General features: G+C 53.9%; 10 protein-coding genes. 1 reads left to right on the forward strand and 9 read right to left on the reverse strand.

Features of this window, described 5'->3' with window-relative positions; all coding sequences use genetic code 11:
- Positions 1-262 precede the first annotated feature (262 nt).
- From DYY88_RS06560 to DYY88_RS06580, 5 genes are all read right to left on the reverse strand, one after another.
- Positions 263-1,744, reverse strand: coding sequence for an anthranilate synthase component I (locus DYY88_RS06560; protein WP_039726089.1), 1,482 nt, complete (start codon positions 1,742-1,744; stop codon positions 263-265).
- On the reverse strand, positions 1,744-2,673 hold the full coding sequence (locus tag DYY88_RS06565; RefSeq protein ID WP_039726091.1) for an energy-coupling factor transporter transmembrane component T family protein: 930 nt from the start codon (positions 2,671-2,673) through the stop codon (positions 1,744-1,746). The genes DYY88_RS06560 and DYY88_RS06565 overlap by 1 nt, the downstream gene beginning before the upstream one ends.
- A 16-nt stretch (positions 2,674-2,689) precedes the next feature.
- Complete coding sequence (gene der, locus DYY88_RS06570) at positions 2,690-4,054, reverse strand: ribosome biogenesis GTPase Der (protein WP_039726093.1); 1,365 nt, start codon at positions 4,052-4,054, stop codon at positions 2,690-2,692.
- Between the two features lie 96 nt (positions 4,055-4,150).
- Positions 4,151-4,666: a hypothetical protein gene (locus DYY88_RS06575; protein ID WP_039726095.1), complete on the reverse strand. Its 516-nt coding sequence runs from the start codon at positions 4,664-4,666 to the stop codon at positions 4,151-4,153.
- A 41-nt stretch (positions 4,667-4,707) separates the two neighbouring features.
- Complete coding sequence (locus tag DYY88_RS06580; RefSeq protein WP_039726096.1) at positions 4,708-5,436, reverse strand: J domain-containing protein; 729 nt, start codon at positions 5,434-5,436, stop codon at positions 4,708-4,710.
- A gap of 231 nt (positions 5,437-5,667) precedes the next feature.
- Here DYY88_RS06580 and DYY88_RS06585 point away from each other — a divergent pair, with 231 nt between their 5' ends.
- Positions 5,668-7,479, forward strand: a complete 1,812-nt coding sequence (locus DYY88_RS06585) for an ArnT family glycosyltransferase (RefSeq protein ID WP_084607011.1) — start codon at positions 5,668-5,670, stop codon at positions 7,477-7,479.
- Positions 7,480-7,563: 84 nt separating this feature from the next.
- On the opposite strand, the gene cysK is transcribed toward DYY88_RS06585, so the two are convergent.
- From cysK to DYY88_RS06605, 4 genes are all read right to left on the reverse strand, one after another.
- The gene (gene cysK / locus DYY88_RS06590) at positions 7,564-8,526 is read right to left on the reverse strand and encodes a cysteine synthase A (RefSeq protein WP_039729582.1); all 963 of its coding nucleotides are present in this window, start codon (positions 8,524-8,526) and stop codon (positions 7,564-7,566) included.
- Positions 8,527-8,531: 5 nt separating this feature from the next.
- Positions 8,532-8,966 (reverse strand): RrF2 family transcriptional regulator, encoded by a 435-nt coding sequence (locus tag DYY88_RS06595; protein ID WP_039726097.1) that lies wholly within the window; start codon positions 8,964-8,966, stop codon positions 8,532-8,534.
- A 231-nt stretch (positions 8,967-9,197) separates the two neighbouring features.
- The gene (locus DYY88_RS06600) at positions 9,198-10,325 is read right to left on the reverse strand and encodes an iron uptake porin (protein WP_242517580.1); all 1,128 of its coding nucleotides are present in this window, start codon (positions 10,323-10,325) and stop codon (positions 9,198-9,200) included.
- A gap of 764 nt (positions 10,326-11,089) precedes the next feature.
- Positions 11,090-12,526, reverse strand: a complete 1,437-nt coding sequence (locus tag DYY88_RS06605; protein ID WP_052288297.1) for an iron uptake porin — start codon at positions 12,524-12,526, stop codon at positions 11,090-11,092.
- Positions 12,527-13,097: the final 571 nt, after the last annotated feature.

Genomic DNA, 13,097 nt, shown 5'->3' on the forward strand with positions numbered 1-13,097 from the left:
ATACGCCGCAATTTTCCGGCAGTGGATAGTAAAACGATCTCCACGACTCACCGACCATGACCTATCCCAGTGCGATCGCATCGGGCACCATAGCTTGGCAATTATCGTGTCAGGGGACGGGTCCCTTGGCCAATTCCTGCACATCTCGGCGGAGCCGACAAGGGACCCGTCCCCCTAAGACCGTCGCCGATCGCTCCCCTTTATGCTCAGGAGTATCGCGCGAGCGCCCCTGACCATGACTCGCTGCAAGTCCCGACAAGTTTTACAGAGCGGTCATGGTTTCGTCCGTGAGGCCGATCGCGAGCAACTGGGCTTGCGCTTTTTGCAGCGACTCACGCCACTCTCGGGTCGGTTCACTATCGGCCACAATGCCTGCCCCCACTTGGCCCCACACAGTCTGTGAGTCATCCTGAGCCTGAGGAGCCATCAGCAAGGTCCGAATCAAGATATTCAAGTCCAGCTGGCCGCGCCAATCCAAATAACCACAAGAGCCGTAGAATAAGCTGCGCCGCCAGGGTTCCAACTCTTCGATGATTTCCATGCAGCGGACCTTGGGACAGCCGGTGATTGTACCGCCGGGAAACGTTGCCCGTATCAAATCGATCGCCGTTTTATCGGGTGCAAGCTGCCCCACGACATTGCTGACCAAGTGCATCACGTGACTGTAGGGTTCCAGCGCCAGCAGTTCGTCGACCTCGACCGTACCCCAGGTACAGACTCGTCCCAAGTCATTCCGCTCTAGGTCCACAAGCATGATATGTTCCGCCAGTTCTTTGCGGTTACTGAGCAGTTCTTGCGCTAAGGCCTGATCGGCGGCTGGCGAGGCCCCCCGAGGGCGAGTACCTGCGATCGGGCGAGTTTCAGCCCGTTGACCTTGGTTGCCAGCCCGGAGAGAGACCAGGCGCTCTGGCGAGCAACTCACCACAGCTCCCCACGGCGTCCGCCAGTAGCTCGCAAACGGAGACGGATTAATGCGATGCAGGTGTTGATAGATCGTCCAGCTATCGGTGGTGGTTTCAGTGGTGAAACGGAGTGATAGATTAGCCTGAAAAATATCGCCTGCGCGAATGTATTCCTTGGCCCGGCGCACAGCAGCTTCGTAGGTAGCCTGGGAGGACGCAAATTCCAAGGGTTTAGCAAAGGCTGGGGAGGATAGCGGGACAATTTGGGCAGTGGCGATCGCCTGCTCCATTGCATCCAATTTTGCGGGTTGCGTAGCCGCTAACCAGAGCTGCTGCTCGACGTGATCCAAAATGGCAAAGGTATCTGGCTCGTACCAAAAGGCCACGGGAAAGGGCAGCGGGTCAGTATTATGAGTCGGCAGCGTTTCAATTTCCCAGGCCAGATCATAGCCCAACCAGCCCAGCCAGCCCCCCGCAAACGGTTCCAGTTGGGTCGCCAGCGGTTGGCCCTGCTCGTCCAGCAGCATCGTGGGGGCGTGGGGGGTGGCCAGTCGGGCGGCCAGCATCGGCAAAATTTCACTGACTGGAGGCGTCCACACCAGCGGGCGATCGCCCTCACACCGGGGCGGTCCAGCGCAGATCGAATAGCGAGCCAGTCGGGCTTGGGGAGTCTCAGGCGGCAGCTGATCAGGACTTTCCAACAGGGTCGCAATAGTCTCCCAGTCCGCGTTCCGATTCGATGTGTTGGCACCGGATGAGGGCCGACCGTATAGCGCGGCAAAAATATCCGACCCCGTTTTGCCGTTGAGGGGGCGCGATCGCACGTACCACGGTGACAGCATCAGACTCCTTCGCTACCCCAGACAACGCGGGCGTACCAAAAGCCAACGAGCACGACTAACGCTATAAAATCAGCCGTCCGCAAGCGCAGCTCTGACCATTTCACGCGGTGGGTATTCGGAGTCGTAAAACCTCGTACCGCCATCGCCGCCGCCGTCTGTTCAGCCCGAAGCAGTAGGTTTTTCAACAACCGCTCAATGACCGCGAGCCACACTTGCGCGGAGCCCCGAAAGCCGAGTTTTTTCCAGTTGATGGCACGGGTTTGGACGGAACGAATCAGGTTTTGCGTCTCTTCCAGCACGAGGGGGATGAAGCGTAGCGCCAGCGTGACGGTAAGGGCAATTTCGGTGACAGGAACCTTGAGCGATCGCAGTGGACGCATCAGCACCTCAATCGCCACCGTCACTTCTTCCGACGCAGTGGTCAGCAAAAACAAGTTGGTGCCGTAGATGAGCGTAAACAGTAGCGTACTCAGGCGAATGCCCAGTTCTAGCGATCGCTGGGTCACCGTCAGTCGCCAAGCGTCGAACACGACATACTGGTAACCCGTTGCCGGTGGCATCTCAAACGCCGCTGGGGGAAATTGATCGGGAAACGGCTCAACGCTCTGGATCGCGGCTGGTGACGGCACCGGCGACAAATAATCGATCGCCAAACCATCCGGCAGCAGTGAGGTTAACACCAGCATCATGGTGCAGAGAAACAGTAACCACCCCATTTGCTGCCGCCACACCCGCAGGGGAATCAAAGCAGCGATCGTCAACCCCATCAACAAGCCCACTAAAAAGAACCGCCAGCTCGCATTCGCCAAAATGGGGCTGACCAAAATGCTAAACAGCCAAAATAGCTTGACACGCGGGTCGAGGCGATGCAGCCAGGTGACCGGCTCTTCGAGATAGAGGCCAATGGGCAGGGTTTTGAGCAGATCCATGCTTCAGGTCAAGCGGTTACACTTTCGTCGCGCGGTTGGCACTTTGACGTTCCAGATCCCGCATTTTCTTACCTCGCCACAATAGCCGAATCGGGCTGCCTTCAAAGCCTAAGTTTTGACGAAACTGTTTCTCAATATAGCGGCGATAGCTCTCACCAAACAGTTTCGGATCATTCACAAACAGTGCAAATGTAGGCGGTCGCGCCGTGACCTGGGTGCCGTAATAAATCCGGCCTTGCCGGCCCTGCCGCGTGGTGGGGGGCGTATGCCAACCGACCGCTTCTTCCAGCACTTCGTTAACCACTGAGGTGCTGACGCGGCGGCGATGCTCTGCTACAGCTTGATCTACTAAGTCGAGAATATTCGGCACGCGCTGCCCAGTCATGGCGCTGGTATAAATCCGCTTGGCCCATTCCATGAAATAGAGCTTGCTGCCAATGGTGCGATCGTATTCATAAATCGTGTGGGAGTCTTTGTCCACCGCATCCCACTTATTCACCACCACAACGCAGGCGCGACCATCCTCTTCAATGCGTCCCGCCAGTTTCTGATCTTGTTCAGTAACGCCATCGATCGCATCAATCACTAGCAGCACCACATCCGCCCGGCGAATCGCTTTGAACGCTCGGTTGATGCCAAAAAATTCGGGGCCATAATCCACATTCTTTTTCTTCCGGATGCCAGCGGTATCAATCAAGCGATAGCGCTTGTCATCTCGCTCCACCAGCATGTCGATCGCATCGCGCGTCGTCCCCGAGACCGGACTGACGATCGCGCGATTTTCCCCCACAAACGCATTCAACAAACTGGATTTGCCCACGTTGGGGCGGCCCACAATCGCAACCCGAATCTCTTCCGGTTCCTCAATGGCTTCCGGGGGCGGCAGATGGCTCACCAGTTCATCCAGCAGTTCGCCTGTGCCGTTGCCGTGAATGCCCGAAACGGCATAAGGTTCGCCCAATCCCAACTCCCAAAACTGCGCGGCTTGAATCAATCCTTGATCTGGCGATTCGCACTTGTTCACCGCGAGAAAGACAGGCACGGAATGCTGTTGCCGCAGCCACTGGGCAATTTCGAGATCGGATGCGGTCGGCCCTTCTTGACCATCGACGACCATGATAGCCGCACTGGCTTCACTCAGAGCCAGCATCGCCTGCTCGCGAATGTAGGGCAAAAATTCCGTATCGTCGTCAAAGATCAGCCCTCCGGTATCCACCACCAAGAAGTCCCGATCGGCCCAAAAGGCGGGCTTGTAGGTGCGATCGCGGGTCACCCCCGGCGTGTCGTAGACGATCGCCTCTTGCACCCCCGCCAGCCGATTCACGAGAGTAGACTTGCCCACATTGGGGCGACCAATAATTGCAACGATGGGAAGAGGCATGGATTCAGGCCGAGGAGGATGAAGAGATGACTTTATTGTAGCGATCGCTTTCCAGCAAACATTTTATTATCGCAGGGATAGTGCCACATTGATCACTTACAGTTCTGAGAGATCGACTGTCGCATATTCCCACTGGCCCCAGGGCACATAGCCCCAAGGCAATTCCGGGCAACCGGTCGCATGACGGGGAAACACTAGTTCACTGTGCTGGACATAGGCGCGGCCACAGCTTAAAAAACTGCCTTGATGCAGCGCCCACCCCTCCAGAATTTCCATAACTTGATTGATGTCATACCCGCCGGAGCCGCCGCCGGGTAAACGCACGATCGCATAAATTCTCCCGCCCCGCCGAATCACGCTAACGCAGTCAGCACATCCTTGAGCCGTCAAGGCACCTGGCCAGAGTTCGAGCGGTACGATGAATCGGATGTCGTCGGTGGAATGTTTGAGGTACAGCTCAGTGTGCGTGACGGTTTTCCCGGTGGGCAATGCGATCGCGGTTGCCGCAAGATCATAAACATATGGTGTGCCGCTGACTAGCGCATTGGGTCGCAGATCAGCAAATCGCAGCCATTGCTTCGACAAACCTTGGTAGACAACGGCCATCGCCATAATGACTAACCAAGCACTCGCCAACACTCTGACTGGTTTCTTCAACGGCTCGCTACCTTCAACTTGTCTTTCGCTTCCCGCCGCAGCTTGGCCGAAATACGAAATAGCTCTTGCCCAGTGTGCAAATAGCTTTCCTCATAGCAGTAGGTATAGCGCTCCATTTCCTCAATGCCGTCTTCAAGCTGGTTGAGGCAATAGTAAAGATTGGCCGCTACGCCTGCGGTGCTAGACGGATTAGAGACAGATTGAAACTTCGTCCGTGCTTTTTCCAAATTGTCCCGACAGCCTTCGAGATAGCTCTGGAAGTTTTCCATCAGCTCATCGTCGAAGGGATCGCCCGACAGTGACCGAATTTCGGCCTTGAGCGGATTGAGGATTTTCGCAATGAGGCGGTCCACCGGGTTATAGACTTTGCTGACCCAAGTCGCAAAAGCATCGTCCGCCGCTTGAGCGGCCTGTCGCCGTTGCTGATAGTGGGCCTGCGATTGGGCCGTGCGGTTGGCCCGATCGCGAATCTGACTTTCAGACTGGAAACCGGCCTGTTGCGCGCGGCGATCGCGATCGTAATCTGAACGCGACTGCGGGTCGCCCAACACTTCGTAAGCGGCGTTCAAACGCTTGATGCTCTCGGCATCCCCTGGATCACTCTGGGTATCTGGATGCAGCGCCTTCGCTAGTCGTCGATAGGACTGCTTGATTTCTTGCTGAGTCGCAGTTTCTGCAATCTTCAGCGTGCGGTAGTGATCAGTCTCAACGGATCTCGCAGTCATAGCAGCCTGTCTACAGTTTGAAGCAACGTTGAGGCGCGATCGTCCTCTGCCTCATTGTGGAAGATTCCCCGCCTAGATGCAAAGCCTCCATACACCCTCACACCCAATCACCCATCTACCCTCACACTCCCCGTATGCCAGCTCTGGTTGTGACCCGCCCCGTGCCATGGGAATAGACGAATCGCTGTACCCTAGAAGACTGGTTCCCTATTTCCGGCTTGGTACCTGACCATGAAGCATCCTCCCCTCAAGAGTGCCATTCCCTCATCGCTCACTACGCACCAGTCACAGCAGCGAGAACTTTGGGTAGCCGTCGGCTGGGTCATGCTCATGTGCGGCATCGCGTTTTTTCTCGGCTTGGCGAGTGTCGGCCTAGTAGATGAGACTGAACCCCTCTTTGCCGAAGCCTCCCGCCAAATGACCGTCACGGGTGACTGGGTGACACCTTATTTCAACGGGGTGACCCGGTTTGATAAACCACCACTGGTGTACTGGCTGATGGCGATCGGGTTCCAGATTTTTGGCGCGGGGGAATGGGCGGTGCGATTGCCGTCGGCCCTCGCAGCCACGGCGCTAGTGGGCATGGGCTTTTATACCTTGCGTCGATTTGGCTTTTCGCGACCAGAACTGGCCACTGCCATCACGGGAGAGATGAACGGTACCGCTCCACAGCGATCGCGCCTCAGCCAGCGCAACTTATTCGGGTCCGCCATGATCGGCTCTGCCGTCATGGCCCTACACCCGGAAACGATCGCCTGGGCCCGGAGTGGCGTGTCAGACATGCTGCTCTCGGGCTGCATGGGCATCGCCCTATTCACCTTCTTTTTGGGCTATGCCCAACCCGAATTTCCCCAACGTCAGCGCAACTGGTATCTCACTGCTTACGTTTTTCTGGGACTCGCCGTCCTCACCAAAGGTCCGGTGGGCTTGGTGTTGCCGGGTCTCATCGTGCTGGCCTTTTTGGCTTACGTCGGTCAATTACGCCAGGGACTGCGAGAGCTGCAGCTCGTGAAAGGGGCAATCATCTTCTTCGCCATCACGGTGCCTTGGCATGTGCTGGTAATTGCGGCCAACGGACAGGCGTATATCGATTCGTTTTTTGGCTATCACAACGTTGAACGGTTCACCAATGTCGTGAACGGTCATGCGGCTCCCTGGTACTTTTATTTTTTGGTCGTAGCCGTTGGATTTTTGCCCTGGTCGCCTTTTTTACCGTGGGCGATCGCTCGTCTCCAGTCCCACCGTCGCCAGTTTTGGCAAACCCAACCCCGGTCGTCTCACCTGGGGATCTTTGCGTTGACCTGGTTCATCGTAATTTTTGGCTTTTTCACCATTGCGGTGACTAAGCTACCCAGTTATGTCCTGCCCCTGATGCCCGCTGCATCGGTGTTGATCGGGCTCGGTTGGAGCGATCGCCTCTGCCCATCACCACAAACACCAACCAGATCCGGTCTGGGCTTTTGGGTGAGTTATGGCTTGAATCTCTTGATTTTTGGCGTCCTCGCTGCCGCTGCACTCTACAGCCCCAACTGGATGGGCAATGACCCAGCGATGCCTGGTTTACCCGATTTAGTCCGGGAGTCCGGCGTGATGGTGCGGGCCGCCTGGATTTGGGGCATAGCTTTGCTAGTGGGCATCGGCTTACTGCTGCGTCGCCGTCATCGCTGGTTGTGGAGCGTCAATTTGGTGGCCTTTGCCGCCTTTATGTTGCTGTCAATTTTGCCCACCTTTCAGTTAGCGGATCAGGTGCGCCAACAGCCTCTGCGCGAGATTGCGGCGACCGCGATCGCCGAACAGCAACCAGAGGAGTCCCTTTATATGGTTGGGTTTATGAAACCCTCCCTGGTTTTCTATACTCAAGCCCCCGTCACCTATATCGAACGCCCAGACGAGTTGCGCGATACGCTGCAGGCAGAGCCGACCCAATCGGCACTGGTGGTTGGTACCGCAAACGAACTTACAGCGCTCAATTGGCCTGGCGCATCAACCCCATTGGTCACCACTGAAACGTATAACCTGGTGCGTCTGTCCCCCGCCGAATAGTCGACCGCTAGCAGCCGTATCGTTCCCGAGTCGGGCGATCACCGTGGGCATTTCACTGTGTCGGTAGAACCCGCTCAACCAAATTTAATTCAGTGCAACTGGCGCTAGTAATTCTGGATCTTGGAATAATGGCGTACTCAGATACCGCTCGCCAAAGCTAGGCTGAATCATCACAATCAGTTTGCCGGCATTTTCGGGACGCGAACCGACTGCGATCGCCGCTTTCAGCACAGCTCCGGTCGAAATCCCCGATAACAGTCCCTCTTCCCGCGCGAGCCGCCGTCCATAGTCAATGGCTTCCTCATCGCTGACAGTAATTACCTCATCGATAATCTCGGTATTTAGCACCTCAGGAATGAAGCCCGCACCAATGCCCTGAATTTTGTGAGGTCCGGCATGACCGCCCGACAAAATCGGACTGTTGGTGGGTTCCACCGCGATCGCCTGAACCTCGGGCTTGCGCGCCTTGAGCACCTCTGAAACGCCTGTAATGGTTCCCCCAGTACCTACCCCGGCAATCACCATATCTACGGTGCCATCCGTATCCGCCCAAATCTCTTCAGCCGTGGTTTGGCGATGAATATCAGGATTGGCCGGATTGGAAAACTGCTGCAACATATAGGCATCAGGCAGGGTGTTGACCAACTTTTGGGCGCAACGAATACAGCCTGACATGCCCTCTAAGCCGGGAGTTAACTTAAGCTCGGCCCCAAACGCCCTCAGCATGGCGCGTCGTTCGCTACTCATGGTTTCAGGCATGGTCAAAATCAGTCGATAGCCTTTGGCTGCTGCCGCCATCGCGAGCGCAATACCTGTATTGCCTGAGGTGGGTTCCACCAGCGTGGTGCGACCGGGGGCGATTTTGCCAGCAGCCTCAGCCGCATTAATCATATTGATGCCAATGCGGTCTTTCACCGACGCCGAGGGATTCATCCCTTCTAGCTTGACAACAATATTCGCCTGACAGCCCTCCGACTGGGGAATGCGATTAAGGCGAACGAGCGGAGTGTGACCAATGAGGTCGGTAACATTGTCGGCGATACGCATGGTCACTAAATGTAATACATCAGGTCAACTTGTTGTTTAGCTTTGCACTGGTCCAACAAATCCTGCAAGGTTTGCTTACGCAGCGCGTCTTCCGCCGCTTGTCGAGCCGCTTCCCAAGCCTCAGCGATGACCGCCCCTTCAGAAGTTTGTGGCGTAGTAGCGGTCTCTTTAGCTACATCAAACCCTTCGATGCAGCTGACAATCTCATAGAGGGTAATTTGCCAGGGCGATCGCGCTAACAAATAACCGCCCTTCGCCCCTCGTTGACTTTTGACAAAACCCGCTCGCCGCAGCGTGGCGAGGAGTTGCTCCAGATAGCGATCAGGAATGTTTTGCTGAGCCGCAATTTGGCGAATTTGCATCGGGTCACCAGTCGCAAACCCACGTCCCAGTTCCAGTAAAGCTAACAGCGCATATTCACTTTTGCTAGATAGTTCCACAAGCGTTTGGATAGACAAAGCTGCCTACCAGTATAACCCCGGTTCCCCAGTCGGGTTTGCAGGATTCTAAAATCGCATAGTTTCCCTCACAACAATATGCTTCGAGTGCAAGCTTAAATAACCTCCATTTCTGGCCAAATATCCAGCATTAACCTGCCATGAAAAAAGGGAGAGCAGTAACTGCTCCCCCTTTTATGCTCTTCTAACTAAGCAGAGAATACGACTTTCTGATTAGAAGGAGAAGGTTGCACGGAGTGCACCGTACCACTGGCTACCATCACCAGGATCAGCCAAAGTACCCGTGTCCAAATCGCCGTAGATAACAGCAGGAGTGATGGTCAAGAATTCGTTGACCGGCACACCCAAGTAGACTTCGAACATAGAAGGATCGCGTCTGTCGCTGTAGTCAGGCAGATCGGCGTAGTAAGCACCGAGAGTAGACCCTTCAAAGAAGATGTCTTCGATACCAGCACCAGCCATCCAATGGAAGTCATCGTCGTCGCCGTTGTCACTCCAAGCAGCAGTACCAGCAACAAAGAACTGACCGAAGTCAAGGTTTAACAGACCAGCAAAAGTGTCAGTGAAGTTTCTGTCACCGTCACCATTACCGCGCATATAAGCAACAGCAGCGTCAATCAAACCATCGCTGATGTAGCTACCCTGGACGATGTAGGACTGGCTAGCTGCGCCAGCAATACCATCACGGGGGTCGTTGGAGCCGTCTTCGCCATTGTCAGCGGAGTAACCAGCGTCGATAACGAAGTTGTCACCGAGAGCAGCACTACCACCAAAGGCGAAACCGCCGCCACCCATGTCGAAGTCATACAGGACTGGACCACTAGGATCAGCAACACCAGGACCATCGAAAGGAACAATGGTGCTAACTACAAAGTCGTCAGTCTGGATGCTATTAGCAGCCACGATGAAGTCGAGATTATCGCCAACACCAAAGCTGTAGTAGAAGTCGTCAATGACGACATCAAGGTTGCCAGTGCCAGAAGCATTAGCCAGACCACCGGCAAAGTTCATGATGCTGAAGTCATTGTCACCAGCCTGCAAACGAACGCGCAAGCGATCATCGCCAGTGAAGCTGGAGTCAAAGTTCAAGCGAGCCCGAGCGGTGAACGCCAGGTTCTCATCAGTGTCAACATCAATCCCAGTGTTGCCACCACCAATTTGAATGGTGGTTTCGCCGAAAGGAGCAACCAAGTTACCGTCGACCTGACCACGCAGTTTGGTGGTGGTGGAGAACTGCTGAGCGCGAAGTTCAGCGGTCTCAGCTTCCAGCGCATCAACGCGACCGCGCAGAGTGGCCAATTCAGCTGCAAATTCTTCCTGCAAGCGCTGAATGGTAGCCAAAGTTTCAGGGTCGAGACCACCGTCAGCAATCAAGAAACGGATGGAANNNAGCGCTGAATGGTAGCCAAAGTTTCAGGGTCGAGACCACCGTCAGCAATCAAGAAACGGATGGAATCCAAACAAGCGTTCAAACCAGCGGCAAACTCGTAACGAGTCATGAACTGGTTACCACGGTAAGTCCGAGTACCGAGGTCACCTTCAATACAGCCGTAATCTTCAACCAAGGACTGCAGAGCGCCGAAAGCCCAGTTGTCCGGAGTCGGAGAAACATCGACGAGTTCGTCGATGGTGCTAACTTGCGCGTTAGCGGAACCAGCAAAACCCATGCCCAACAGCACGGGGCTTGCTAACAATACTTTCCACAATTTGTTAGACATTTACCCTTTACTCTCCTCACACCTTGAGGTTAGGTTCAATTAGCCTGCACGTGTACAGGCCAGCAACCACAACCAGCACCACACTGGCTGCGGAACTGCTTGAGCAAATACTAACAGATTGAATTCGAGCAGACTAGTCTGTGAGCCTAAAAAAGATCTGTCACATCCCTGAAATCTGCCATGTCCCCGAAAGTACCTGACAGATTACACATGTGAGAAGCCCTGCCAGAAATGGTTTCAGCTTTGTGCGTATTGACTTGCCTTCATCTCCTTCATCAGGAAACCGTAGCATTGGATAAATATGCGGGCTAAATTTATCTTCAAAAACTACAGTCCCCTGACAAAGGTGAATGCATCTGTATTAAGGATGCCAACTAAGCCCTTTGCTTAGAATTCGAAAGTTGTTCGAATAACGCCGTACCACTGGCTACCATCACCAGGATCCGCCAACGTACCCGTATCCAAATCGCCGTACACAACCGCAGGTGTAATGGTCAAGAACTCATTGACTGGAATACCCAAGTAGACCTCGAACATAGAGGGATCGAGGCGGTCGTTATAGTCAGGTAGGTCGGCGTAGTATGCACCAAACGTAGAGCCTTCGAAGAAGAGATCTTCAAAGCCCGCACCGGCCATCCAAGAGAAGTCATCGTCATCGCCGTTATCGTGCCAAGCAACGGTGCCCGCAACGAAGAAGCCGTCGAAGTCAAGATTCAGCAAACCGGCGTAAGTATTAGTGAAGTTTCTGTCATCACCATCGTTACCGCGCATATAGGCGATCGCGGCATCAATTAAGCCATCGCTGATATAGCTACCTTGGATAATGTAGGATTGCTCAGCCGCACCCGCAATGCCATCACGAGGATCGTTAGAGCCATCTTCCCCATTGTCAGCAGAGTAACCAGCATCGATAACAAAGTTTTCGCCTAGGGCTGCACTACCCCCAACAGCGAAACCACCACCACCCATATCAAAGCCATAGAGTTGAGGCGTTCCAGCATCAGCGACCGCTGGCCCATCAAAAGGAACGATAGTGCTGACGACAAAGTCATCGGTTGCAATGCTGTTAGCGGCCACGATGAACTCGAGGTTATCGCCGACCCCAAAGCTATAGTAAAAGTCATTGATTTCGACATCGAGGGCGCCGTCATCAGAGTTGGCTAGGCCACCGGCAAAGTTCAAGAGATCGAAATCATCATCGGCAGCCTGCAGACGAACCCGCAAGCGATCATCGCCAGTGAAGCTGGTGTCAAAGTTCAAGCGAGCCCGTGCGGTGAAAGCTAGGTTCTCGTCAGTGTCAACATCAACTCCAGTATTGCCACCACCAATTTGAATGGTGGTTTCGCCGAAGGGAGCAACCAAGTGAGCATCAACCTGACCACGCAGTTTGGTGGTGGTGGAGAACTGCTGAGCGCGAAGTTCAGCGGTCTCAGCTTCCAGTGCATCAACGCGACCGCGCAGAGTGGCCAACTCAGCTGCAAATTCTTCCTGCAAGCGCTGAATGGTAGCCAAAGTTTCAGGGTCGAGACCACCGTCAGCAATCAAGAAACGGATGGAATCCAAACAAGCGTTCAAACCAGCGGCAAACTCATAACGAGTCATGAACTGGTTACCACGGTAAGTCCGAGTACCGAGATCACCTTCAATACAGCCATAATCTTCAACCAAGGACTGCAGAGCGCCGAAGGCCCAGTTGTCCGGAGTCGGAGAAACATCGACAAGTTCGTCGATGGTGCTAACTTGCGCGTTAGCCGAACCAGCAAAACCCATGCCCAACAGGACGGGACTTGCTAACAATACTTTCCACAATTTGTTAGTCATCATTACTCTTCACACCTTTGCAGTAATTGCCCGATCGCGTTGATTGAGCCAAAGCTCCGCGAAATAGACAGGCGAGTCAACACAATCCCTAATCAGGATTTTTATCAACTCGAAAAGATACTATCAGCTATTAATAAAACGGTAAAACTTCTAAAAATAACTATTCCTTTAATTCCTCTTAATTAACTGATTTAAGGACTAATTAAAATACAAAGAAATCATATTTATGAAAGGATTAAGAAAGGCTGCGCCAGATGCTTTAACGATTCGATATAAGTAGGTGGAGATAAATAAACGTAGGTATATGTAGATTGTGGTTGAGGAACGAAACCCAACGCCCGCATGGGTTACGCTGCGCTAACCCATCCTACAAAAGCTTTGAATATTTAGGGCGCTTTACTCACCTTGCCTTGATACCCGCAGCAGGTCTGAGGCTATTGAATCTTTGGGGCTGATAGACTTGACAAAACAAACCTAACTCACCCATGAATTTTAGAGGATGTTTGATAAATCGCTCAGTCAGTAAAAAAGCTCACTCGCCATAAGCTGAAGATACGAACCATCAGCCCTTGAG

It is taken from the genome of Leptolyngbya iicbica LK (assembly GCF_004212215.1).
Lineage (GTDB): Bacteria > Cyanobacteriota > Cyanobacteriia > Phormidesmidales > Phormidesmidaceae > Halomicronema > Halomicronema iicbica.